Origin of the sequence: Micromonospora sp. NPDC049275 (assembly GCF_043197115.1) — a bacterium.
Taxonomy (GTDB): Bacteria; Actinomycetota; Actinomycetes; order Mycobacteriales; family Micromonosporaceae; genus Micromonospora.
Window position 1 is genome coordinate 630,807 of sequence record NZ_JBICSN010000002.1, and the last position, 22,198, is coordinate 653,004.

Below are 22,198 nucleotides of genomic sequence, written 5' to 3' on the forward strand. Positions count from 1 at the left end.
CGTCGGCGGGTGCGCTGAGGCAGCATGGAGGGGTGACGAACAGCCTGGAGGCGTTGACCTCGCTGGTGGCCGGTGGTGGCGTGGTGGTGCTCAGCGGGGCGGGCCTGTCCACCGAATCGGGTATCCCGGATTATCGGGGGCCCAGTGGGGTGGCCCGCCGGCACACGCCGATGACCTTCCAGGCGTTCACCCGCGATCCTGCGGCGCGGCGGCGGTACTGGGCGCGCAGCCACCTGGGGTGGCGGTTGATCGCGCGGGCGGCGCCGAACGACGGGCACCGGGCGGTGGCGCGGCTGCAACGCGCCGGCCTGGTCGACGCGGTGATCACGCAGAACGTCGACGGGTTGCACGGTGCCGCCGGCAGCGACCCGGTGGTCGAGTTGCACGGCCGCCTCGACGAGGTGGTGTGCCTGGACTGCGGCAACCTGACCTCCCGGGAGGAGGTGGACCGGCGGCTGCGCGAGGCCAACCCGGACTTCGCGGCCCGCGCCGCCGCGGTCAACCCGGACGGTGATGTGGATCTCCCTGACGAGCAGGTGGCCGGGTTCCGGCCGGTGGACTGCGGGATCTGTGGGACGGGGATGCTGAAACCGGACGTGGTGTTCTTCGGCGAGACGGTGCCGCCGCAGCGGGTGGCCCGGTGTTTCGCGCTTGTGGAGCAGGCGCGCTCGGTGGTGGTGCTCGGGTCGTCGTTGACTGTCATGTCGGGGCGCCGGTTCGTGATCCGGGCCGCGAAACGGGGCATTGCGGTGGCGATCGTCAACCAGGGGCCGACCCGGGGTGACGGGTACGCCACGGTGTGCGTCGACGCGCCGCTCGGGACGGTGCTGCCGGTGCTCGCCGACCGGGTCGCCGGCGGGGCCGCGCCGCTGGCCGCGCCGGCCGGGGTGTGACGTCACAGGGGTAGGACATCTGCCGGAAACACCGGCGCTGGTAGCGTTGACCATGCCGGTACCACCCACGTGGGAGAGACCGCCCGACAGCAGCAGGGGCGGCGCCGAAGGGGCAAATCCTCCCCGGAACCTCTCAGGCAAAAGGACCTCGTGGGCAGGCACTGTGGAGCGCTGTGCGGGCGCGACAGAGGGGGAGGCCGATCCGTCGACCTCGCCCGGGAGCGCCCCTGATGTCCGTAGAGCAGTTCGCCACCCGTCACATCGGTCCCGCAGCGCACGACGAGCGCCGCATGCTGGAGGCCGTCGGGCACGACTCGATCGACGAGCTGATGGACGCCGCGATCCCCGAGGTGATCCGCTGGCACGGCACCCTCGACCTGCCCGATCCGGCCACCGAGGCCGAGGCGATCGCCGAGCTGCGGGCCCTCGCGGCGCGTAACACCGTCGCCGTGTCGATGATCGGTCTGGGCTACCACGGCACGCACACCCCGGCGGTGATCCGCCGCAACGTCCTCGAAGACCCGGCCTGGTACACGGCGTACACCCCGTACCAGCCGGAGATCAGCCAGGGCCGCCTGGAGGCGTTGCTGAACTTCCAGACGATGGTCACGGACCTGACCGGCCTGGCCACCGCGAACGCGTCGATGCTCGACGAGGGCACCGCCGCCGCGGAGGCCATGACCCTCGCGCGTCGCGCGTCCAAGAGCAAGAGCCGGGTGTACGTCGTCGACGCCGACGCCCTGCCGCAGACCATCGCGGTGATCGCCAGTCGGGCCGAGCCGCTCGGTATCGACGTGCGGGTCGTCGACGTGCGGCGCGACGAGTTGCCGGCGGAGTTCTTCGGCCTGCACCTGCAGTACCCGGGGGCGTCCGGGGCGGTGCGTGACCACGCGGGCCTGGTCGAGGCGGCGCACGCCGTCGGTGCCCTGGTCACCGTCGCGGCGGACCTGCTGGCGTTGACGCTGCTGCGCGCGCCGGGGGAGATCGGCGCGGACATCGCCGCCGGCACCACCCAGCGTTTCGGCGTACCCATGGGCTTCGGCGGACCGCACGCCGGCTACCTGGCGGTCCGCTCGGGCCTGGAGCGGATGCTGCCCGGCCGCCTCGTCGGGGTGTCCCGCGACGCCGACGGCAACCCGGCGTACCGGCTGGCGTTGCAGACCCGCGAGCAGCACATCCGCCGGGAGAAGGCGACAAGCAACATCTGCACCGCGCAGGTGCTCCTCGCCGTGATGGCCGGCATGTACGCCGTCTACCACGGCCCGGACGGGCTGCGGGAGATCGCGACGCGTACCCACGCCATGGCGGCGCGGCTCGCGGCCGGGCTGCGCGCCGGTGGCGTGGACGTCGCGGACGTCGCGTTCTTCGACACCGTCACCGCGCGCGTGCCGGGCGCGGCGGCGCGGGTCGTCGCTGCCGCCGCCGAACGGGGCGTGAACCTGCGGCTGGTCGACGCCGACCAGGTGGGGATGTCCTGCGACGAGACCACCACCGACGCGCACCTGCGTGCGGTGTGGGAGGCGTTCGGTGTGCCCGCCCTCGACGCCGACGCCGACGTGGACGCGGCCCTGCCGGTCGACCTGGCCCGCACCAGTGACTTCCTCACCCACCCGGTGTTCCGCAGCCACCACTCGGAGACAGCGATGCTGCGCTACCTGCGGCGGCTGTCGGACTTCGACTACGCCCTGGACCGGGGCATGATCCCGCTCGGGTCGTGCACGATGAAACTCAACGCCACCACCGAGATGGAGCCGGTCAGCTGGGCGGAGTTCGCGAACATCCACCCGTTCGCGCCGGACACGCAGACCGCCGGGTACCGGGACATGATCGGGCAGCTGGAGTCGTGGCTGGCCGAGGTGACCGGCTACGACGCGGTGAGCGTGCAACCCAACGCCGGGTCGCAGGGGGAGCTGGCCGGTCTGCTGGCCATCCGCTCCTACCACGCGTCGCGGGGCGAGACGCACCGCGACGTGTGCCTCATCCCGTCGTCGGCGCACGGCACGAACGCCGCGTCGGCGGTGATGGCAGGCATGCGGGTCGTCGTGGTGGCCTGCGACGACAACGGCAACGTCGACCTCGTCGACCTGGACGCGAAGATCGACAAGCATCGGGACGCGCTCGCCGGGATCATGGTGACGTACCCGTCGACGCACGGGGTGTACGAGACGGGCATCGCGTCGCTGTGCGCGAAGGTCCACGACGCCGGCGGGCAGGTGTACGTCGACGGGGCGAACCTCAACGCCCTGGTCGGCTACGCCAAGCCCGGCAAGTTCGGCGCGGACGTGTCACACCTGAACCTGCACAAGACGTTCTGCATCCCGCACGGCGGCGGCGGCCCCGGCGTCGGCCCGGTCGCGGTGCGCGCACACCTCGCCCCGTTCCTGCCCGGCGACCCGCTCGGCGCGCACGAGGACTCCACGCCGGCGATCTCGGCGGCGAAGTACGGGTCGGCGGGCATCCTGCCGATCCCGTGGGCGTACCTGCGGATGATGGGCGCCGAGGGCCTGACCCGGGCCACCGGCGTCGCAGTCCTCGCCGCGAACTACGTGGCGGCGCGGCTGCGCGGGCACTACCCGGTGCTGTACACCGGCAACAAGGGCCTGGTCGCGCACGAGTGCATCCTCGACCTGCGGCCGTTGACGAAGACGACAGGGGTGAGCGTCGACGACGTGGCGAAGCGGCTCATCGACTACGGCTTCCACGCGCCCACGATGTCGTTCCCCGTCGCCGGGACGCTGATGGTGGAACCGACCGAGAGCGAGGACCTGGCCGAGCTGGACCGGTTCTGCGACGCCATGATCGCGATCCGGGCGGAGATCGAACAGGTCGCGTCGGGGCAGTGGCCGGCGGGGGACAACCCCCTGGCCAACGCGCCGCACACCGCGGCGATGGTCAGCGGCGACGAGTGGCCGCACCCGTACCCGCGATCGGCGGGCGCGTACCCGGCCGGCGTGGACCGGGCCGGAAAGTACTGGCCGCCGGTACGGCGCATCGACGGCGCGTACGGCGACCGGAACCTGGTCTGCTCGTGCCCGTCGCCCGAGGCGTTCGAGGACTGACAACGGCGAGCCGGGGCGGGCGGGATGGCCGCCCCGGCAGCCGCTGCGACCTGGGCTGCGACGTCCCGTACCGGAGGACTAGCCTGGGTCGACGGCGGCTAAACGGTAACGCTGGGTGGTCGTTCAGGCCACGAGAGCGTGGCGGGCGGGGCCGCGGTGCGGTGCGATGCTGCTGCCGTCGGGGAGCAACTCGCCGGTGTCCTCGAAGACGATGACACCGTTGCAGAGCAGGCTCCAGCCCTGCTCACGGAAGCAAGCGAGGACCCGCGCGGCTTCCCGGTCGGTGGCTTCAGCGGAGGGGCAGGTCGGTTGGTGCTGGCACATCGGGTTCTCCGGACTGTGGGGGCACTGTGTCATGGTTCACATGACCAGTGACGCACAGTACCAAGCGAAAGTGTCCAGCATCGAGCAGGAGTCGGCCTGCCACACGGGAAATCCACTGAACGGATGAGGAAGGTCGAACCATACGTCGTGGAAACGCTCCCACAGGTGCTGGTCAATGTGCCCGCCGCACCCCCCGCCTGCCGCGACACACTCGTCGAACGCACCCGCCTGCACTGGCACCGCACCGACGGCGGCGACCCCGCCGCACTCGCCGAGGACTTCCTCGCCGCACACGGCCTGAACCTGCGCGACCTCACCCGCACCACCACCGGCCACCACGACACCGGGCCCTGCGGCGCCGCCCTCTACCTCTCCGCCGCCGCCGGAGCGCTGCTCGCCGGCGCCCCCACCGGCGCACCCGAACCCGCCCCGACCCTGCCCGACCTCGCCGTCGTCATCTACGACCACGCCCCCACCCGACGTGCCCCCGCCCGGGTGGCGACACCCTGGTGGCTCGGCGAGTGGACCGAGAGCTGGACACCGCAGCAACACGCCGCCGCCGTCGACGCCATCCGCGCCGCCATCGCCCGCGGCGACATCTACCAGGCCAACCTCGTCGGCCACGCCAGCGCCCCCTACACCGGCGACCCGCTACCCGCCCTGCGCCGCCTCGGCGCGCTACCCGGCGCCCGCTACGGCGGCGTCCTCACCGGCGACACCTGGGCCATCGGCTGCGCCTCCCCGGAAACCCTCATCGAGCTCACCGACGGACACCTCATCACCCGACCCATCAAGGGCACCCGCCCCGCCACCCCCACCGGCCGCACCGAACTGCTCACCAGCGCCAAAGAACGCGCCGAACACATCATGATCGTCGACCTGGAACGCAACGACCTCGCCCGCATCGCCCACACCGGCACCGTCACCGTCGACGCCCTGTTCACCGTCCGCCGCTGGTGCGACCTCTGGCAGGCCGAATCCACCATCCGCGCCACCCCCGCCGACGGCCTCGGCCTCGCCGACCTGCTGCGCGCCACCTGCCCCGGCGGCTCCGTCACCGGCGCACCGAAACTCGCCGCCCTGACCCACATCGCCGCCGCGGAACCCGTCGGCCGCGGCGCCAGCATGGGCGCCCTCGGCTGGGTCACCCACGGCCACATCGACCTCGGCCTCACCATCCGCACCGCCGCCGCCGACGGCGAACACCTGCACACCTGGGCCGGCGGCGGCATCACCTGGGACAGCGACCCCTACGCCGAAGTCGCCGAAGCCGCCGCGAAAACCACACCCATCCGCGCCACCCTGGCCGGACACTGACCCCCCCACCAACGGCGATACGCTGACCCCCATGACCATGCGGCCCATCCGGATCATCGGCGACCCCGTCCTGCGCACCGAATGCGACAAGGTCACCACCTCCGACGCCGACCTGCGCGCCCTGGTCACCGACCTGATGGACACCCTGCTCGGCGCACCCGGCCGCGCCGGCGTCGCCGCACCCCAGATCGGCGTCAGCGCCCAGGTGTTCGTCTACGACGCCGACGGCCACCGCGGCCACCTCATCAACCCCACCCTGGAACTCTCCGACGAAACCCAGGACGACGAGGAAGGCTGCCTGTCCATCCCCGGGCTGTACTTCCCGACCGTACGGGCCCTGCACGCCACCGCCCACGGCGTCAACCAGCACGGCGAACCCCTCACCATCACCGGCACCGGATTCCTCGCCCGCGCCCTGCAACACGAGACCGACCACCTGCGCGGCACCCTCTACGTCGACACCCTGCGCGGCGACACCCGCCGCCGCGCCCTGCGCGAAATCCGCGCCGGCCGCTTCGACTCACCCAGCCGCCGAAGCTAGTCGCCCGCACGTCACCTGCCGGCCCGGGTCCGCCTCCGTCAGCGGGCCACCCACTGGTCGTGACCCAACTTCGCGACCAACGCCAGCACCACCACCAGCAGCACCACCCGCACGAACCCCGCACCACGACGCAACGCCATCCGCGCACCAAGCACCGCGCCCGCGATGTTGCACACCGCCATCCCCGCGCCCAGCAACCACCACACGTGCCCGGTCACCCCGAACACCACCAACGCACCCAGGTTCGTCCCCGCGTTGACCACCTTCGCCATCGCCGACCCGTGCACGAAATCCGCACCCACCAGCGCCGTGAACGTCAACACCAGGAACGTCCCCGTACCCGGGCCGATCAACCCGTCGTACAGCGCGATGCCCATACCCGCCACCGCGACCGCCGCCGCCACCCGCGCCGGCGTGCGCCGCGCCGGCACCGCCACCACCCCCAGGCGAGGCCGCAGCAGCACGAACACCGCCACCGACACCAACACCACCAACACCACCGGCCGGTACGCCGAGGCCGGCACCGCCCCGGCCAACGCCGCACCCACCCCCGCGCTGACCACCGCCAACCCCGCCGCCGGCCCCACCACCCGCCAGTCGAGAGTCGTCCGCCGCGCATACGTCACCGCCGCCGTCGACGTACCGAAGATCGCCGCCAACTTGTTCGTCCCCAACGCCGTAGCCACCGGCAACCCCGGCGCGGCCACCAACAACGCCGGCAACAACAGCAACCCACCACCGCCGACCACGGCGTCCACCCACCCCGCCGCCGCGGCGGCGACCAGCAACGTACTCAACGAAACGGCGTCCACGGGCGGCAATTCTCCCCACCGATCCAGGGCCGACCCGCCCTCAAGTGGCCAGCCTCACCTCAACGACCCCGCGAACGCCGCAACCACACCCCCAACGCGCCCACCGCCACGAACACCAGCATCGAACACAGCAGCACCTTCACCACCCGGCAACCCTGCCACGGCGACGTAGGGTGCAGGAGTGCGCCTGGCCACCTTCAACCTGCTGCACGGCCGATCCCTCACCGACGGACTCGTCAACCCCGACCGACTCGCCGCCGCCATAGCCGCCCTCGACGCCGACGTCCTCGCCCTGCAGGAAGTCGACCGCGACCAACACCGCAGCGGCAACCACGACCTCACCGCAATCGCCGCCCACGCCCTCGACGCGCCACACCACCGCTTCGCAGCCGCCGTCGTCGGCACCCCCGGCGAACAGTTCCGCCCCCTACGCCACGACGACGACGGCCACGGCGAACCCTGCTACGGCATCGGCCTCATCAGCCGCCACCCCGTCCGCAGCTGGCACATCACCCGCCTCACACCCGCCCCCGTCCGCTCACCGGTCTACGTCCCCGGCCCCGGCGGCGGCCTCATCCTGCTGCACGACGAACCCCGCGTCGTCCTCGCCGCCGTCCTCGACACCCCACACGGCCCCCTCACCGCCGCCGCGACCCACCTGTCGTTCGTCCCCGGCTGGAACGCCCGCCAACTCCGCCAGACCGTGCGCGCCCTGCGCGCGCTACCCGGCCCCCGCGTCCTGCTCGGCGACCTCAACCTGCCCGCCGGCCCGGCCCGCCTCATCTCCGGCTGGCGACCCCTGGGCCGACGCCCCACGTACCCCTCCGGGCAGCCCTGCGTCCAACTCGACCACATCCTCGCCGACCGGCACGCCCTCGCCCAGCTCCCACCCGTACGAGCCGTCACCGCCCCACCGTCCACCATCTCCGACCACCGCCCCCTGCTGGTCGACCTCGGCTGACTCCCGGTCACCGGGCGGCCTCCCGCCCCGGGGTCAGAGCCGCCAACGCCCGGTTGGTGCGGTTGGCCCGCACCGCCTCACGCTGCTGCCCGGCCGTCACCTCGATGTACGTCTGCGACGACGCCAACGACGCGTGCCCCAACAACCGCATGATCTCCGCCGCGCTCGCCCCGTCCTCGGCCAACCGCGTCGCGAACGTGTGCCGCAACGCGTGCAACCGCGCCCCACGCGGCACCCGGTCACCGATCCCCGCCCGCCGGTAACACGACTCCACCAGATACTGCAGACCACCGCGGCGCAGCGGCTCACCGTGCCGGTCCACGAGTAACGCCGAGTCGGGGCGCACCGACCGCGACCCGAAACGCCGACGCCGACTGTCCAGGTAGTCCGCCACCACCCGATCCAGATCGGCCTCGATCGGCACCACCCGCGGACGCCCGCCCTTGCCCGCCACCTCGATGCGCCGCTCACCCGGCCGACCCGCCAGCGAACCGACCCGCAGCGCCAACAACTCCGACAGACGCAGCCCCGCGCACAGCGCCACCGCCACCACCGCCACGTCCCGTTCCGGCCACGGATCACGCTGCCGGCCGTCGTCACGGGCAACCGACGCGAGCAGCACCTCGGGGGTGTCGGCACCGCGCAACGGCTTCGGCTGGGGGAGTAGCGCCCGAGGTCGTCCGACCGCCGGCATCGGATTGCCCGCCACCACCTGATCGGCGACCAGGAACGTGAAGAAACTGTTCCAGGTGGACCAGGCGCGGTGCACCGACGCAGGTGCCCGGGGCGCGGCGAACCGGGCGAAGGCCGCCCGCAGCACGCGGGGGGAGAGGTCGGTGATCGACAGCGCGTCGAGGGGGAGGGGAGCGGTGTCATCGTCGGCCACCAGCGCGGCCACCGCGTGCAGATCCCGCCGGTAGGCCGCCAGGGTGTGCGGGGAGGGCTTGCGGGTCGCCCGGGCGGTCAGGAACTCCTCGATCAGCACTACGAGCGATTCGTCCTTTTTGTCATGCATAAGGGATATTATGCAGCATTTTCGCGTTACCCGAAAGGGGCGCAAGAGGGGGAGACCATGACCGAACCGCAGCGCGACGTCCTGACCGGAGCCCCGGGCGCCGGCAAAGACCACACTGATCGAGGCGCTGAGCCGCCGCGGACACCTGGTGGTCCGGGAGGCGGCAACCGACATCGTCGCCGCCCGGCAGGCGAAGGGGTGCGCCGAACCCTGGCAGGAACCCGGTTTCGTCGACAGCGGGACGTACCAGCCGCTGGTGTTCCTGATCGCCCCGCTGGGCTTCATCCGACGCACGGCCGCGCGCCGGATCAGCTACGCCGAATCGCTCGCCTTCGCCCGGGTGCACCAGGAGGTGTACGAGGCGTACGGGCATCGCCTGATGGACGTGCCTCCCGGGCCGGTGTGGGAACGGGTCGCGCTGATCGAGAAGCACGTAATGTGCCCGGTATGACGTCCTGGGCCGCCACCTGTCCCGAGTGTGGCCGGTCCGGCCGGCCGACCGTGTACCGGGAGCCCGACGAACCCATTGCTTGGGTCTGCCCGGAGGAGCACGCCTGGTGGGCGGCCGATCGGCCCGGGTGGGCTCCCTGGGCGACGCCAACCGTTGTCGCCGGAGGCAGCGATGCCGGTGACGCGTCGACGTCGACGGATCCAAGGGACTTCGTCAGAGACGGTCGGGAGTGGCGGATCGGCACGACCGGCGACGTCGCCTGGCTCGCCGGCTGCACCACAGAGGGAGTCTCGATCACCGCGGCGATCCCGCCGGTGTTCGCCGCGTACGCCACCTTCTATCCACCCGACGGCGTCAGCTTCGTCGACCATGAGCGCGCCGTGGTCGACGAGCTCGCCGCGTACACCCCGGGCCAGCCGTGGTGGCTGGGCTATCTCGAGACCGGCGCCCACGATGTCGTCTTCCCGCGTGCCCCACGGGTCTCCCTGTACGGGGACTGGTCCTACGTGCTGGTCGAAGCCGGACCCGACCAGGCCCTCACCTGGCGGACCGGTCACTCGCGCGGTGACGGGCCGCTGCCTGATCTGTTCTTTCCCGCGGATCGCTCCTGGCTGGTCTCTGCCCTTTGGGACGACACCTGGACCGACATCGGCGGCAGCGCCGCCCTCGTCGCGGCGCTGCACCGCAATCCGCTGGTCAACGCGCGCCGTGTCGGGCCCAACGACGACGCGCTGCCGCCAGGTCTGACGCGCGAGTAGCGGTTACTGGCGTCCACGGCGAGGGGACGCCCAGAACGCTTCACTTTACATAATGTGCATTATCGAATCGGGTCCAGCGTCGGCCCGGCCGCAACTATGCTCGGCTGGCCGACGCCGGACCCGCGGCGCCGTGGTGGCAGCGATCAGGTCACGCTGCACACCGGACGTGGGCCCTCGGCCAACGTGACGTCGCTGATGACGATCCGGTGATCCCGGGTCGGTGTGTACAGCAGGCACTGCCGTGAATTGATCCCGCGGTGAAGGATGTAGTCGAACTTGGCGTCGCGCGTCTCGGGAAGTGTCCTGTTGCAGCGGGCATCCCTGGTCGACCGACAGTACGGGTCGACGTCGGAGAACCCGGCCCGCCAGATCGGGGTCATGACGGACGTGATCCACGGCCGAGTGTTGAAATCACCAAGAACCAGCGCGCGACGGTACGGCCGTGTGGCGACCGACAGCTCCCGCGCCTGCAGCCGGCGCAGATCTTCGTAACCGGGCGCGCTGAGATGGGTGTTGAACACCCGGACCCACTGCCCGTCGATTTTCGTGCTGAACGACTGGATGCCGCGCGCCTCGAGCCAGCCTTCGTCCTCGCTGTAGCCCTTGCGGTTGTGCGCTCTGACAACGGTGCCCTTGGCGTAGAGGATCGCGGTGCCCAGACGACTCGCGCAGCCAGGGTTCAGTGCGGACAGGCCGCTGCGGTAGCTGTACTCCAGGCCAATCTGCCGGAGTTGTCGTACGGCCTCGCTCACCTCGTCCAGGCAGGACTCCTGCAACGCCACCACCTGCGGCCGGAAACGACGCACCTGTTCCACGAGCGACTCCGGGGTGCCGAGCCCCTGTCCGTTGGTGTTCCACGTCATGAACCTGTTGGGGATCGCCGCCAGTGAACTCGGCGGGGCGGCGGCGAGCGCGGGGGCAGCCAGGCCGGCCACCGTCAGCAGGCCGACCAGGCCGGCTGTTATCGCACGCCGTGTGATGCCATTGATTGTTGCCATTGACTCCCCTGCCCTGATCAGATCTGGGCCGGCTGCGTCACCGCGTCCTCGTCGAGGGTCTGACAGGCGGGCGATCGTGCCGGACGGACATCCCCGGCCGCGGTGGTCGTGCGGCGTCGCACGTACTGTGCGCTGTCGGGTGCCTCCCACTGTGTTGGTGTGCCGCGTCGTACGACAAGAGCCGGTGCCTGTTCCGAACAGGACGGGATGGTCTGGGCTGGTCACCGGCGTGTTCGAACGTGTTCGGAACGGTCACCGCGTATCCGTTGGCCCTCTCCCCTGCATTCACTGGGTTCCGCGCAGCCAGTCCTGGGTGAGGGGCCGCAGGTGGTCATTCGAAGTGGTCGGCCAGCTTTCGCAGCTTGCTGACGTACGTCGGCCAGTCGTACCCGTCGGGGATGCTGGCGCTCCCCCGCTGCCAACCGATCGCGCCGTCGTGCTGCTCGCGCATGATGTCGGCGTGACCGGCGTGCCGGGCGATGTCGCAGGTCACGTGCGCGATGACCCGGTGCAGCGTCACGTCCTGGTGGCCGGGTCGCCACCAGGGCACCTGCCCGGGCGCGTCGAGCGGCAGCTGGTCGATCGTCTCGTCCGCGAACACCGCGACGCGGCGGTACAGGTCGATCAGGCCGTCCTTCGTCTCGTCCTCGCGGGCGTACCAGTCGACCTGTGGGTCGTCGTCGAACGCCTTGAGGGGGACCAGTTCCTCGGGCGTCGGGAAGTGCCGGCCGAAGGTGGGCCCGAAGTAGGCGGCTTCGACGTTGAGGCAGTGTTTGACGATTCCGAGCAGGTTGTTGCCGGTGGCGGTGCGGGGCGTTCTGGCCTCGCGTTCGCTGAGCCCGTCGAGCTTCCAGAGGAGGTCGTCGCGGTTCCTGCGCAGGTAGTAGTGCAGCGGGGCCTTCGTGTCGTCGAGGTCAGCCATGCCCGCCATTGTGGCGTACGGGCTGCGCCGGGGTGTGCCGTGGCGAGGGTGGGGTCAGCGCGCCCTGCGCAGCCAGTTCTGGGTGAGGGCGCGCAGCAGCGCCGGTTGTTCGTAGGGCAGGTAGTGCCCGGCCTCGTCGATGACGGTGTAGGTGCCGTGGGGGTAGCGGCGCATGGCGTGGAACTGGTCGGTGTAGCCGACGATGTGGTCCTGTCGGCCGGTGAGGACGCTGACGGGGCCGTCGTAGGGGGTGTCGGTGGTTTCGTCGGGGAGCGCGTATTCGGGGCTCGTCCGCAGGGTTTGTTGGAAGGTGTCGTCGCCGGGTCCGCCGGAGCGCAGGGCGGCGAGGACGGTGGCGACGACGGTCGGGGTGCGGTGGCCGAGCGCGGTGTCGAGGTGGGTGCGCAGGTGGGTGGGGGCGTCGTCGAGCCAGCCGGTGGGTCCCGGGGGTGGGCGGTGGTCGGGCAGGGTGCGGCTGGCGGGTGCGATGGTGATGCCGGGGCAGACGAGCAGGAGGCCGCGGACCAGGTCGGGTCGTTGGCGGGCGATGCCGGCGGCGAGGTAGGCGCCGTAGGAGGCGCCGGCCAGCAGGACGGGTGCGTCGGTGTGGTGGTCGAGCCAGGCGCAGACGGTGTCCAGCAGGGCCTGGGAGGTGGGTGGGCAGGTGGCGGGGGTGTCGCCGTGGCCGGGCAGGTCCAGGTATGTCTCGCGCAGGTTGGCGTCGGCGAGGGCGGGGCGGAAGGCGGCTGCCGTGGCGGCGCGGGTCGTGGCGAACATCGGTAGGCACACCACGTCGGGGCCGGTTGCGGTGCTTCGGTCGACTGCGAGGTCCATTGCGGGGTCCTCCCCTGGTGCGCGCAGCGTCGCTGCGCGTCTTCTGGTGTGGCGGATACGCGGGACGGGGTGGAGTGTCGGGGTTTGCGGGCCCTAGGATGATCGAGATTGTTCGATCAGGTTGGGGTGTTGCCCGCGTCACGCCTGATCGGTGAGCCTTTTCAGGGTGTGCGCCGTCGCTGTCGCCGACCTCACGTGCGTCGTTGCCGGGGAATTCTTCCAGTGGGGCGTGCGGTTGTCCGTTCGGAAGATCAGGTTTCCACATGATCGGATGGAAGTGCCATGCCCGTGCGCTCAGACGCGGTAGTGCTGTTCGGCGTGACAGGTGATCTCGTCTCGAAGAAGCTCTTTCCGGCGCTGTACGAGTTGACCCGACGTGGCCGTCTCGATGTTCCGGTGATCGGGGTGGCCCGCTCCCCCTGGGATGATCAGCAGTTGGTCGCGACGGCCCGTAAGTCGGTGGCCGAGGCGAGTGACGAGGTGGATGACGAGGCGTTCGACGTCTTGGCGGGCAATCTGTCGATGATCTCCGGTGATTACGCGGACCCGGTGACGTATCAGCGGTTGGCGGAGCGTCTGGGCGGTGCCGAGCGGCCGGTGTTCTATCTGGCGATTCCGCCGATGGTGTTCGGTTCGGTGGTGCAGGGGTTGGCGGCGGTCGGGCTGGCCGATCGTGGTCGGGTGATCGTGGAGAAGCCGTTCGGGCGGGACCTGGCGTCGTCTGCGGAGTTGGACCGGACGTTGCGGGGGGCCTTCGATCCGACGCGGGTGTTCCGGATCGATCACTACCTGGGCAAGGAGGCGGTGGAGGGTCTGTACGCGTTCCGGTTCGCGAATCGGTTGTTCGAGCCGTTGTGGAACAGCGAGCACATCGACAACGTGCAGGTCACTCTCGCCGAGGGGTTCGGCACGCAGGGCCGGGCCGGGTTCTACGACACGGTGGGCGCGACTCGTGACGTGTTGCAGAACCACATTCTCCAGGTGGTCGCGTTGATCGCGATGGACGCGCCGGAGAGTGACGACACGGACGCGTTCCGGGAGGCGGAGGCGGCGGTGTTGCGGCAGATCGCTCCGTTGTCGCCGGAGTTCACGGTGCGGGGGCAGTACGCGGGCTACCGCGACGAGCCGGGTGTCGCGCCGGATTCGAACACGGAGACGTTCGTGGCGACCCGGTTGACTGTCGATTCTGCCCGGTGGGCGGGTGTGCCGTTCTATCTGCGGACGGGTAAGTCGCTGCCGGGGACGGCGACGGAGGTGGTGGTGGAGTTCAAGCAGCCGCCGCGTCCGTTGATCCCTGCCGCGGGTGGGGCGGCGGCGCCGGCGAATCTGCTGCGGTTCCGGTTGGGTCGTGGGGACGGCATCACGATGTCGATTCAGGCGAAGAGCCCGGGTGCGGAGGTGGCGAGCCGTCCGGTTGACCTGTCGGTGGATTTCGGTGCGGCGTTGGGTCGCCGTCAGGAGGCGTACGAGCGGTTGCTCGACGATGCGATGGACGGGCAGCATCTGCGTTTCGCGCGGGCGGAGACGATTCGGCAGGAGTGGCGGATCGTCGAGCCGATCCTGGATCTGTCGACTCCGGTGCAGGCGTACGACAGGGGCAGTTGGGGTCCGGCGGACGCCGAAGCGTTGGCGGGTGGCTGGCACACCCCGGACCTGGGCTGAGTGACCGCTCAGCTCACCGGAGGGACCGTCCGGCGACGGTGAGGTTTGCCGCGTGCGTGGGGTGTGGGCATGTGGAGGGTGTCTCACGTCCTCGTCGGAGAGGAAGCAGCGCATGCTTTCCGCACTCGATCGTCGGCACACCGTCGCGCCGCCCGGCTACAGCCGGTGGCTCATTCCCCCGGCGGCGTTGGCCATCCATCTCTGTATCGGTCAGGTCTACGCCACAAGCGTCTACAAGAACTCGTTGATCGCGCACTTCGACACCGGTCAGACGGCGATCGGGGTGATCTTCAGCATCGCGATCGTGATGCTGGGGTTGTCCGCCGCGGTGGCGGGGACGTGGGTGGAGGCGAACGGGCCGCGTAAGGCCATGTTCGTGTCGGCGTGTTTCTGGGCGGTGGGTTTCCTGGTGGGGTCGCTGGGCATCGCCACGAAGCAGCTGTGGCTGCTGTACGTGGGCTATGGCCTGCTCGGTGGCATCGGTCTGGGCATCGGGTACATCTCCCCCGTCTCGACGCTGATCAAGTGGTTCCCGGACCGACCGGGTCTGGCCACCGGTCTGGCCATCATGGGGTTCGGTGGTGGCGCGATGGTGGCCTCTCCCCTGTCGCGGCAGCTCCTGTCGTTCTACGACCCCGCCTACGACCCGTCGAACGCGGGGTCGACGGCGTCGGGCAGCGCGTTGGTGTGGCTGTTCGTGACGCTCGGCCTGGGCTACTTCGTGATCATGATGTTCGGGGTGGCGAACGTGCGGGTGCCGGCCGACGACTGGCGTCCGGCGGGCTTCGACCCGGCGGCGGTGGCGGCGAAGCCGCTTGTCACCACGGCGAACGTGTCGGCGGCCAACGCGGTGAAGACCCGCTCGTTCTGGCTGCTGTGGGTGGTGCTGTTCTGCAACGTGACGGCCGGTATCGGCATCCTGGAGCAGGCCAGCCCGATGATTCAGGACTTCTTCCGGGACAACGGCACGTCGGCGGTGTCGGTGGCGGCGGCCGGCGGGTTCGTGGGTCTGCTGTCGCTGTTCAACATGGCGGGCCGGTTCGTGTGGTCGTCGACGTCGGACGTCATCGGCCGCAAGCCGATCTACCTGGTGTACCTGGGTGTGGGCATGGTGCTGTACGCGTTGTTGGCCGTGTTCGGGCAGACGGCGACGGCGCTGTTCGTGTTGTTCGCCTGCGTGATCCTGTCGTTCTACGGCGGCGGGTTCGCCACGGTGCCGGCGTACCTGCGGGACCTGTTCGGCACGTATCAGGTGGGTGCGATTCACGGGCGGCTGCTGACCGCGTGGTCGGCGGCGGGGATCGCCGGGCCGCTGATCGTGAACGGGTTCCTCGACGCGCAGGGCAAGCCGGGCACGTTGACGGCGGCGGCGTACCGGCCGGCGCTGTTCACGATGGTGGGCGTCCTCGCGGTGGGCTTCGTGGCGAACCTGCTGGTGCGGCCGGTGCCCGAGCGTTACCACGAACCGGCGGCGCAGCAGGACGTGGACGAGGACGAGGTGGCGCAGAGGAGTGGTACGCGATGAGTGACGACGGTCGGCAGGGGCAGCAGGCCCGGTTGTGGATTTCCTGGCTGGTGGTGGCGGTGCTGCTCGGCTACGGGGTCGTGCAGACGGTGATCACGGCGGCGAAGCTGTTCACGCACTGAGGCTGTGAGCCGGGGCGCTGCGCGCGCCCCGGCTCACAGGCCGCCGGAGACGCGCAGGACGGTGCCGGTGGCGTAGGAGGAGTCCGGGCCGAGCAGCCAGGCGATGGCGGCGGCGATCTCGTCGGGTTCACCGGCGCGGCCCAGCGGGATGCGGCCGGCGGCGCTGTCGGCGCGGTCGGGTACGCCGGAGTCGGCGTGGATGTCGGTGCGAACGATGCCGGGGGCGACGGCGTTGACCCGGATGCCGCGCGGGGCGAGTTCCTTGGCCAGGCCGACGGTGAGGGTGTCGGTGGCGGCCTTGACGGCGGCGTAGTGCACGTACTCCCCCGGGCTGCCGAGGGTCGCGGCGGCCGAGGACACGTTGACGATGGCGCCGCCGTCGGTGAGGCGGCGGGCGGCCTGCTGGGCGCAGAGGACGTACCCGATGAGGTTGATGTCGACGACGCGGCGCAGGTCGTCGACGCGCAGCTCGGTGAACGGGCCGATGGGGCTGGTGACGCCGGCGTTGTTGACCAGCCCGGTGAGCGGGCCGAGGTCGGCGGCGGCGTCGAACAGGGCGGCGACCTGGTCGGGGTCGGTGGTGTCGGCGCGTACCGCGATGGCCTGTGCGCCGGCCGCGTGCAGGTCGGCCAGGACCGCTGCGGCGGCGGTGTCGTCGCGGCGGTAGCACAGGGCGAGGTGGTGCCCGGCGGTGGCGAGTCGGCGGGCGGTGGCCGCGCCGATGCCGCGACCGCCGCCGGTGATGACGGTGACGGGTGCCATGAATGCCTCCGGGTGCCGGGTGGGTGGGGCCGACGCTACCGTGACCGGCGCGGGTCGGTCGTCGAGAGGAGGGTCACATGCGGCGGGCGTTGGTGCTCGGCGGTGGCGGGGTGACCGGGGTGGCATGGGAGTTGGGACTGCTGGCCGCGTTGGCCGAGCGGGGTGTGGCGGTCGCCGAGGCCGATCTGGTGGTGGGCACGTCGGCGGGTTCGGTGGTCGGCGCGCAGGTGCGTTCGGGGGTGCCGCTGCAGGGGTTGTACGAGGAGCAGTTGGTGCCGCCGACGGGTGAGACGGCGGCGCGGTTGGGGTTGTGGGTGGTGGCGCGACTGCTGTGGGCCGGTGGGCGTACGCGTGACGCGGTGCGGTCGAGGGCGCGTATCGGGGCGATGGCGGTGGCGGCACGTACGCCGTCGGAGGCGTCGCAGCGGGCGGTGATCGAGGCCCGGTTGCCGGTCCGGGAGTGGCCGCGGCGGCGGCTGCTGGTGACGGCTGTCGACGCGGCGTCGGGTGAGTTCGTGGTGTTCGACGGCGCCGACGGGGTGTCGTTGGTGGACGCGGTGGGCGCGAGCTGCGCGGTGCCCGGGGTGTGGCCGCCAGTGACGATCGGGGCGCGTCGTTTCGTCGACGGTGGTATGCGCTCGAGCGTGAACGCGGACCTGGCGGCGGGCGCGCGGCGTGTGCTGGTTCTCGCGCCGACGTCGGCGTCGTTCGGGCCGATGCCGCGGCTGGCGGCGCAGGTGGCCGAGCTGAGGGCGGCCGGGTCGCGGGTGGTGGTGGTGACGCCGGACGCGGCGGCGCGTGCGGCGATCGGCCGCGACGTGCTGGATCCGGCGCGGCGTGCCGGCGCGGCGCGGGCCGGTTGGGCGCAGGCGGCGACGGTGGCCGACGAGGTGCTGGCGCTCTGGGTGTGATCGCTTACGCTCACCGCGCGTTCGATCGGACAACGGAGGTGCGCGGTGGCGGGTGTGGGTGTCGGCGATGTCGTGGAGGACTTCGAGCTGCCGGATGAGACGGGGACGCCGCGGCGACTGTCGGAGTTCCTGGCGGCCGGTCCGGTGGTGCTGTTCTTCTATCCGGCGGCGATGACCAGGGGGTGCACGGCGGAGAGCTGTCACTTCCGGGACCTGGGCGCGGAGTTCACGGCGTTGGGCGCGTCGCGGGTGGGCATCAGCCGTGATCCGGTGGCGAAGCAGGCGCAGTTCTCGACGCTGCACGGTTTCGACTATCCGTTGCTGTCGGATTCCGACGGGGCGGTGGCGCAGGCGTTCGGGGTCAAGCGGCGGGTGCCGCTGGGGCCGTTGAGCACGAAGCGGATGACGTTCGTGATCGGCGCGGACCGGCGGGTCATCGAGGTGATCCACAGTGAGGTCAGCATGAACGACCACGCGGACCGGGCGCTGCGGGCGCTGGGCGGCTAGGGCCTGACCCCCCTTGCGGCGGGTGTCGCAGTCGACTGGTATCAAGACAGCAATCAAACAGGTGTACGGAAGAGGGTTGTGATGGATGCCGGCCAGGGTTTGTCCACTGACGAGGTGCAGAGCATCCGGGAGGCGTTGGCGGCCGGTCGTAAGCCGCGGGTGGTGTTCACCGCGTCGGCGGGGCAGATCGCCGGTCAGGTCGGTCAGGTCGTCGAGCTGACCGACCCGCAGGTGTCCGACGAGTTCGTGGTCGTGCGTTTCGGCCGCGACGAGTTGCCGTTCTCTCCCGCCGATCTGGCGGTGGCGCCCAAGGGCGCGGGTCGTCGGGTGGCGGAGCCGAAAGCCGAGCCGGAGCCGCCGGCGGCGCCGGTGGTGGCCGAGCCGGAGTTCGTGTTGGACACGCCGCGGGTGCCGGCGCAGCGACAGGAGGAGCCGAAGGTGGAGCAGGCGGAGAAGGCGACGCCGGCGCGGCGGGCGGTCAAGGCCGTCAAGCCGAAGGGGCCCGCGGGCCTCACGGTGACGCTGGCGTACGCCGACGGCGAGTGGACTGTCGCCGCGCAGCAGGGCAGCAAGGCGCTGGCGAAGCCGTACGTGGTGAAGCCGGCGGAGGCGTTGAAGATGGTGGCGCTTGTCGACGTGCCCGGTGTGCAGGAGGCGGTGGAGCAGATCCTCGGCACGGAGCGGGCCGAGGCGGAGCAGCAGGCCGAGAAGCTGCGCGCGGAGCTGGCCGAGATCGAGGCCCGGCTGGCGGAGCTGCGCGAGGCCCGCTGAGCGGTGTTCAGCGTCGGTTGTGGTGGTCCAGCAGCCGGGTGAGCAGTCGGGTCAGCTCGGCGCGTTCGGCGGTGGACAGGGGGGCGAGCAGGTCGTCCTGCACGCGGGTGACGGTGTCGGTCATCCGGTGGGCCTCGGCGGCGCCGCTGTCGGTGAGGCTGATGACGTTGCGGCGGCGGTCGGCCGGGTCGGGGGCGCGGACGACGAGTCCCCGACCGGCCAGGTCGTTGACGGCGGCCACGACGTCGCTGCGGTCGATGCCGCAGCGGCGGCCGAGGTCGGCCTGGCTGGCGGGGCCGTCCTCGGCCAGGGAGGCGAGCAGCCGGTAGTGGTAGCCGCGCAGGTCGTGGGCGGCGAATCCCTCGGCGAGCAGGCGGCCGGCGTGGCTGGCGGTCTGGTTGAGCAGCCAGCTCGGTGTGGTGCGCAGCCCGGCGGGTGACTGCGGGGCGGTGGCGTCCATGGGCGGCAGCCTAACAGGAATCGTTGGCGCGACCCACGAACCATGTTACGTTGGTTCTGCCAACGTTGGTTGGTCCAATGTTTTCCAGGAGGCGTCATGTCCACTCCCACCCTCACCGGCCAGGCCATCGGCCAGGCCCACTACGCCACCCGGGCACTGCTCGAACGGGCCGCCGCGCCCCTCGGCGTCAGCTTCGGCCAGGTCCTCGCGCTCAACGTCCTCGCCGCCGGCCCCGTCGATCCGGCTCAGCTCGTGCGCCGGATCACCAGCACCCTCAAGGTCGACGAACCGGCCGTGCGCGAGATGATCGCCAGCCTCACCGACGCCGACCTCGCGCACCTCGACGAGGCGTCCGTGCGGCTCACCGACGCCGGTCGCGCCACGCAGGCCCGCGTCGCCGACGCCGTCGCGGGCATCACCGCCCGGCTGTACGGGGACATCCCCACCGACGAGGCGAGCGCCGCCGCCCGGGTACTCACCCTGATCACCCAGCGGGCGAACGCCGAACTGGCGGCGACACCGGCCTGACCACACGCCAGCGCCGGCGCGGGTACGCCGCAACGGGCGGCGTGCCCGCGCCGCACCTGACCGCACCCCGGTGCCGGGCCGGGGCGCCGCACCCGGCGTGGCCGGCCCGCGCGACGGCCGGTCAGAAGTAGTCGAGCAGCTGCGCCGGACCGCCGGCGCCCAGCAGGTCCAGGGCGGCCGGGTCGACGGCCGGGCTGTGGTGCAGCAACCCGGCCTGCGCGACCGACCGGGCGTACGCCGCTCCGGCGTAGAGCATGGCGAAACCGCGCACGTCCAGTCGCAGGTCCGGCGCGGAGTCGATCCGGGTCAGCTCGCCGGCGCCGTCGGCGACCGTCAGCCGCCACGTGCCGGTGTTCCACTCGGCGAGCGCGTCGGTGAGGGCGAAGTCGACGACACCCCGGGCGTGGGCGGGCCACCCGCGCGCGGCCACCGCCCGGACGACGTCCACCGGCCGGTGCATCCACAGGTCCCGCTCGTGGTCGCGCGCCGCCTCCAGCGGCAGGACGGTGCTGACGGTGTCGCCGTCGAGCGGGCACAGTCGCAGCGTCGGCGCGACGCTGGCCCAGCTGGCGAGCACGCCGACGAGTTCCCGGGCCGCTTCGACGGTGGTGGCGAGGGCCTCGTCGACGGTGAGCACCGAGTCCGCGCCGTAGCCGCGTCCCCGCTGCCAGGTGGCGTAGCCGACCAGGTCGCCGTCGGCCTCGACGAGTGTGAGCCCGTCGCCGGGCAGACCCCGGTCGGCGGCGAAGTGGTCGAACAGCTCACCCCGGCGCGTCAGCATGCCGTTGCGGTGTCGGGTGACGCGCTCGTAGAGGGCGGCGACGGCGGGCAGGTCGGCCGGTGTGCCGGCGCGGACCGTCAGGTGCGCCGAGGGCCGGTGCCGGGGCAGCGCGGCGGTGGTCAGGTCGACGGTGCGCAGCACACCGGCGGTCTCCCACCCGCAGGCCCGGTACGGGGCGGCGACGGTCGGATACAGCGCGCTGACCGCCGCGCCGCGCTCGCGTGCGCCGCGCAGCAGGGCGATCCCGCAACGTCGCCGATACGGTGCCCACCCGCTCAGTGCTGCGGGATGTTGGCCACGCCGATGCGCTTGCGGAACACCCAGTACGTCCAGGCCTGGTAGCCCAGCACGACCGGAGTGAAGATCACCGCCACCCAGGTCATGATCTTCAGGGTGTAGGGGGTGGAGGCCGCGTTGGTGGCCGTCAGCGTGCCCGCCGCGTCCAGGGTGGACGGCAGCACGTTCGGGAACAGCGCCGCGAACAGGGTCGCCACGGCCAGGCCGATCGCCACGGCGGTGCCGGTGAACGCCCAGCCCTCCCGGCGTACCCGGGCGGCGGCCAGCGCGCCGAGCAGGGCGAGGGCCGCGCCGACGGCGAGCACGACGGCGGCCGCGCTGGAGCGGATGCTCAGGGTCCAGGTGAGGAACCCGACCGCGAGCACTGCGGCGCCGACACCCAGGCGCACCGCGAGGGCGCCCGCGCGCTCGCGGATGTCGCCGGTGGTCTTCAGGGCCAGGAACACCGCGCCGTGGGTGGCGAACAGCGCGAGGGTGGTCGCGCCACCCAGCAGGGCGTACGGGTTGAGCAGGTCCAGCAGACCGCCGACGTACTCGTGGTCGGCGTCCAGCGGCACGCCGCGCAGGATGTTGGCGAAGGCGACGCCCCACAGGATCGCCGGCACCACCGAGCCGACCACGATCGCCGTGTCCCAGCGGCGCTTCCAGGACACCTCGGGGCGCTTGTGCCGGTACTCGAAGGCCACGCCCCGGGCGATCAGGGCCAGCAGGATCAGCAGCAGCGGCAGGTAGAAGCCGGAGAACAGGGTGGCGTACCACTCGGGGAACGCGGCGAACATGGCGCCGCCGGCGGTGATCAGCCACACCTCGTTGCCGTCCCAGACCGGGCCGATGGTGTTGATCAGGACGCGGCGTTCCCTGTCGTCGCGGCCCAGGACGGGCAGCAGCATGCCGACGCCGAAGTCGAAGCCCTCCAGGATGAAGTACCCGGTGAAGAGCACGGCGACGAGGAGAAACCAGATGGTGGTCAGGTCCACGATGGGCTCC

Annotated in this window: 23 protein-coding genes, 1 pseudogene and 1 riboswitch; of the genes and pseudogenes, 14 read left to right on the forward strand and 10 right to left on the reverse strand. The window is 71.5% G+C overall.

What is annotated here, in order from left to right; translation table 11 throughout:
- Positions 1-32: 32 nt before the first annotated feature.
- Both ACGFIE_RS08335 and gcvP read left to right on the forward strand, forming a co-directional pair.
- The gene (locus tag ACGFIE_RS08335; RefSeq protein ID WP_393292384.1) at positions 33-893 is read left to right on the forward strand and encodes an NAD-dependent protein deacetylase; all 861 of its coding nucleotides are present in this window, start codon (positions 33-35) and stop codon (positions 891-893) included.
- Between the two features lie 60 nt (positions 894-953).
- Positions 954-1,052, forward strand: a riboswitch (glycine riboswitch).
- Positions 1,053-1,123: 71 nt separating this feature from the next.
- Positions 1,124-3,952, forward strand: coding sequence for an aminomethyl-transferring glycine dehydrogenase (gene gcvP, locus ACGFIE_RS08340; RefSeq protein WP_393292387.1), 2,829 nt, complete (start codon positions 1,124-1,126; stop codon positions 3,950-3,952).
- A gap of 123 nt (positions 3,953-4,075) precedes the next feature.
- Here the strand turns inward: gcvP and ACGFIE_RS08345 are convergent, their stop codons facing one another.
- Positions 4,076-4,276, reverse strand: a complete 201-nt coding sequence (locus tag ACGFIE_RS08345; protein WP_007460326.1) for a DUF5999 family protein — start codon at positions 4,274-4,276, stop codon at positions 4,076-4,078.
- Between the two features lie 96 nt (positions 4,277-4,372).
- Here ACGFIE_RS08345 and ACGFIE_RS08350 point away from each other — a divergent pair, with 96 nt between their 5' ends.
- Both ACGFIE_RS08350 and ACGFIE_RS08355 read left to right on the forward strand, forming a co-directional pair.
- Entirely contained in the window at positions 4,373-5,593 is a 1,221-nt protein-coding gene (locus tag ACGFIE_RS08350) for a chorismate-binding protein (RefSeq protein WP_393293197.1), read from the forward strand.
- A gap of 31 nt (positions 5,594-5,624) precedes the next feature.
- Complete coding sequence (locus ACGFIE_RS08355) at positions 5,625-6,134, forward strand: peptide deformylase (RefSeq protein ID WP_393292390.1); 510 nt, start codon at positions 5,625-5,627, stop codon at positions 6,132-6,134.
- 38 nt (positions 6,135-6,172) lie between these two features.
- Here ACGFIE_RS08355 and ACGFIE_RS08360 read toward each other — a convergent pair whose 3' ends face one another.
- On the reverse strand, positions 6,173-6,946 hold the full coding sequence (locus ACGFIE_RS08360; RefSeq protein ID WP_393292392.1) for a sulfite exporter TauE/SafE family protein: 774 nt from the start codon (positions 6,944-6,946) through the stop codon (positions 6,173-6,175).
- Positions 6,947-7,127: 181 nt separating this feature from the next.
- Between ACGFIE_RS08360 and ACGFIE_RS08365 the strand changes: the two genes are divergently transcribed.
- A complete protein-coding gene (locus ACGFIE_RS08365; protein WP_393292395.1) occupies positions 7,128-7,907 on the forward strand; it encodes an endonuclease/exonuclease/phosphatase family protein in 780 nt (259 codons plus the stop codon).
- Between the two features lie 7 nt (positions 7,908-7,914).
- Here the strand turns inward: ACGFIE_RS08365 and ACGFIE_RS08370 are convergent, their stop codons facing one another.
- On the reverse strand, positions 7,915-8,922 hold the full coding sequence (locus tag ACGFIE_RS08370; RefSeq protein ID WP_393292398.1) for a tyrosine-type recombinase/integrase: 1,008 nt from the start codon (positions 8,920-8,922) through the stop codon (positions 7,915-7,917).
- A 148-nt stretch (positions 8,923-9,070) separates the two neighbouring features.
- Between ACGFIE_RS08370 and ACGFIE_RS08375 the strand changes: the two genes are divergently transcribed.
- Both ACGFIE_RS08375 and ACGFIE_RS08380 read left to right on the forward strand, forming a co-directional pair.
- Positions 9,071-9,373: an AAA family ATPase gene (locus ACGFIE_RS08375; protein ID WP_393292401.1), complete on the forward strand. Its 303-nt coding sequence runs from the start codon at positions 9,071-9,073 to the stop codon at positions 9,371-9,373.
- A complete protein-coding gene (locus ACGFIE_RS08380) occupies positions 9,370-10,131 on the forward strand; it encodes a hypothetical protein (RefSeq protein WP_393292404.1) in 762 nt (253 codons plus the stop codon). Before ACGFIE_RS08375 ends, ACGFIE_RS08380 begins: the two co-directional genes overlap by 4 nt.
- A gap of 143 nt (positions 10,132-10,274) precedes the next feature.
- Here the strand turns inward: ACGFIE_RS08380 and ACGFIE_RS08385 are convergent, their stop codons facing one another.
- The 3 genes from ACGFIE_RS08385 to ACGFIE_RS08395 all read right to left on the reverse strand — a co-directional run bounded on the left by ACGFIE_RS08385 (position 10,275) and on the right by ACGFIE_RS08395 (position 12,885).
- Positions 10,275-11,129, reverse strand: coding sequence for an endonuclease/exonuclease/phosphatase family protein (locus tag ACGFIE_RS08385; protein WP_393292407.1), 855 nt, complete (start codon positions 11,127-11,129; stop codon positions 10,275-10,277).
- A gap of 331 nt (positions 11,130-11,460) precedes the next feature.
- On the reverse strand, positions 11,461-12,051 hold the full coding sequence (locus ACGFIE_RS08390; RefSeq protein ID WP_393292410.1) for a DinB family protein: 591 nt from the start codon (positions 12,049-12,051) through the stop codon (positions 11,461-11,463).
- 54 nt (positions 12,052-12,105) lie between these two features.
- Positions 12,106-12,885: an alpha/beta fold hydrolase gene (locus ACGFIE_RS08395; RefSeq protein ID WP_393292412.1), complete on the reverse strand. Its 780-nt coding sequence runs from the start codon at positions 12,883-12,885 to the stop codon at positions 12,106-12,108.
- Between the two features lie 282 nt (positions 12,886-13,167).
- Here ACGFIE_RS08395 and zwf point away from each other — a divergent pair, with 282 nt between their 5' ends.
- The 3 genes from zwf (at position 13,168) to ACGFIE_RS08410 (ending at position 16,194) form a co-directional block, all read left to right on the forward strand.
- A complete protein-coding gene (gene zwf / locus ACGFIE_RS08400; protein ID WP_393292414.1) occupies positions 13,168-14,547 on the forward strand; it encodes a glucose-6-phosphate dehydrogenase in 1,380 nt (459 codons plus the stop codon).
- A 112-nt stretch (positions 14,548-14,659) separates the two neighbouring features.
- A complete protein-coding gene (locus tag ACGFIE_RS08405) occupies positions 14,660-16,072 on the forward strand; it encodes an OFA family MFS transporter (RefSeq protein ID WP_393292416.1) in 1,413 nt (470 codons plus the stop codon).
- Entirely contained in the window at positions 16,069-16,194 is a 126-nt protein-coding gene (locus ACGFIE_RS08410) for a hypothetical protein (RefSeq protein ID WP_363685853.1), read from the forward strand. The genes ACGFIE_RS08405 and ACGFIE_RS08410 overlap by 4 nt, the downstream gene beginning before the upstream one ends.
- A 33-nt stretch (positions 16,195-16,227) precedes the next feature.
- Here ACGFIE_RS08410 and ACGFIE_RS08415 read toward each other — a convergent pair whose 3' ends face one another.
- The gene (locus ACGFIE_RS08415; protein WP_393292418.1) at positions 16,228-16,956 is read right to left on the reverse strand and encodes an SDR family oxidoreductase; all 729 of its coding nucleotides are present in this window, start codon (positions 16,954-16,956) and stop codon (positions 16,228-16,230) included.
- Between the two features lie 77 nt (positions 16,957-17,033).
- Between ACGFIE_RS08415 and ACGFIE_RS08420 the strand changes: the two genes are divergently transcribed.
- The 3 genes from ACGFIE_RS08420 to ACGFIE_RS08430 all read left to right on the forward strand — a co-directional run bounded on the left by ACGFIE_RS08420 (position 17,034) and on the right by ACGFIE_RS08430 (position 19,145).
- Positions 17,034-17,867, forward strand: a complete 834-nt coding sequence (locus ACGFIE_RS08420) for a patatin-like phospholipase family protein (RefSeq protein WP_393292420.1) — start codon at positions 17,034-17,036, stop codon at positions 17,865-17,867.
- A gap of 45 nt (positions 17,868-17,912) precedes the next feature.
- Positions 17,913-18,374 (forward strand): peroxiredoxin, encoded by a 462-nt coding sequence (locus ACGFIE_RS08425; protein ID WP_393292422.1) that lies wholly within the window; start codon positions 17,913-17,915, stop codon positions 18,372-18,374.
- An 81-nt stretch (positions 18,375-18,455) separates the two neighbouring features.
- Positions 18,456-19,145 carry a hypothetical protein gene (locus tag ACGFIE_RS08430; RefSeq protein WP_393292425.1) on the forward strand — a complete coding sequence of 230 codons (690 nt, stop codon included), beginning with the start codon at positions 18,456-18,458 and terminating at the stop codon, positions 19,143-19,145.
- A gap of 7 nt (positions 19,146-19,152) precedes the next feature.
- Here the strand turns inward: ACGFIE_RS08430 and ACGFIE_RS08435 are convergent, their stop codons facing one another.
- A complete protein-coding gene (locus tag ACGFIE_RS08435; protein ID WP_393292428.1) occupies positions 19,153-19,605 on the reverse strand; it encodes a MarR family winged helix-turn-helix transcriptional regulator in 453 nt (150 codons plus the stop codon).
- A gap of 96 nt (positions 19,606-19,701) precedes the next feature.
- Here ACGFIE_RS08435 and ACGFIE_RS08440 point away from each other — a divergent pair, with 96 nt between their 5' ends.
- A complete protein-coding gene (locus tag ACGFIE_RS08440; RefSeq protein ID WP_393292431.1) occupies positions 19,702-20,133 on the forward strand; it encodes a hypothetical protein in 432 nt (143 codons plus the stop codon).
- Between the two features lie 121 nt (positions 20,134-20,254).
- Here the strand turns inward: ACGFIE_RS08440 and eis are convergent.
- Positions 20,255-21,154 (reverse strand): annotated as a pseudogene (gene eis, locus ACGFIE_RS08445) (enhanced intracellular survival protein Eis); the annotation flags it as partial.
- Between the two features lie 35 nt (positions 21,155-21,189).
- On the reverse strand, positions 21,190-22,188 hold the full coding sequence (gene cydB / locus ACGFIE_RS08450) for a cytochrome d ubiquinol oxidase subunit II (RefSeq protein WP_393292434.1): 999 nt from the start codon (positions 22,186-22,188) through the stop codon (positions 21,190-21,192).
- Between the last annotated feature and the right edge of the window lie 10 nt (positions 22,189-22,198).

What these genes read in the sequence shown, in the direction of transcription:
- gcvP (WP_393292387.1), top strand. Translation starts at nt 1,124, where the DNA reads ATGTCCGTAGAGCAGTTCGCCACCCGTCACATCGGTCCCGCAGCGCAC.
- ACGFIE_RS08345 (WP_007460326.1), bottom strand. Translation starts at nt 4,276, where the DNA reads ATGTGCCAGCACCAACCGACCTGCCCCTCCGCTGAAGCCACCGACCGG.
- ACGFIE_RS08355 (WP_393292390.1), top strand. Translation starts at nt 5,625, where the DNA reads ATGACCATGCGGCCCATCCGGATCATCGGCGACCCCGTCCTGCGCACC.
- ACGFIE_RS08370 (WP_393292398.1), bottom strand. Translation starts at nt 8,922, where the DNA reads ATGCATGACAAAAAGGACGAATCGCTCGTAGTGCTGATCGAGGAGTTC.
- ACGFIE_RS08380 (WP_393292404.1), top strand. Translation starts at nt 9,370, where the DNA reads ATGACGTCCTGGGCCGCCACCTGTCCCGAGTGTGGCCGGTCCGGCCGG.
- ACGFIE_RS08385 (WP_393292407.1), bottom strand. Translation starts at nt 11,129, where the DNA reads ATGGCAACAATCAATGGCATCACACGGCGTGCGATAACAGCCGGCCTG.
- ACGFIE_RS08390 (WP_393292410.1), bottom strand. Translation starts at nt 12,051, where the DNA reads ATGGCTGACCTCGACGACACGAAGGCCCCGCTGCACTACTACCTGCGC.
- ACGFIE_RS08395 (WP_393292412.1), bottom strand. Translation starts at nt 12,885, where the DNA reads ATGGACCTCGCAGTCGACCGAAGCACCGCAACCGGCCCCGACGTGGTG.
- zwf (WP_393292414.1), top strand. Translation starts at nt 13,168, where the DNA reads ATGCCCGTGCGCTCAGACGCGGTAGTGCTGTTCGGCGTGACAGGTGAT.
- ACGFIE_RS08405 (WP_393292416.1), top strand. Translation starts at nt 14,660, where the DNA reads ATGCTTTCCGCACTCGATCGTCGGCACACCGTCGCGCCGCCCGGCTAC.
- ACGFIE_RS08410 (WP_363685853.1), top strand. Translation starts at nt 16,069, where the DNA reads ATGAGTGACGACGGTCGGCAGGGGCAGCAGGCCCGGTTGTGGATTTCC.
- ACGFIE_RS08415 (WP_393292418.1), bottom strand. Translation starts at nt 16,956, where the DNA reads ATGGCACCCGTCACCGTCATCACCGGCGGCGGTCGCGGCATCGGCGCG.
- ACGFIE_RS08420 (WP_393292420.1), top strand. Translation starts at nt 17,034, where the DNA reads ATGCGGCGGGCGTTGGTGCTCGGCGGTGGCGGGGTGACCGGGGTGGCA.
- ACGFIE_RS08430 (WP_393292425.1), top strand. Translation starts at nt 18,456, where the DNA reads ATGGATGCCGGCCAGGGTTTGTCCACTGACGAGGTGCAGAGCATCCGG.
- ACGFIE_RS08435 (WP_393292428.1), bottom strand. Translation starts at nt 19,605, where the DNA reads ATGGACGCCACCGCCCCGCAGTCACCCGCCGGGCTGCGCACCACACCG.
- ACGFIE_RS08440 (WP_393292431.1), top strand. Translation starts at nt 19,702, where the DNA reads ATGTCCACTCCCACCCTCACCGGCCAGGCCATCGGCCAGGCCCACTAC.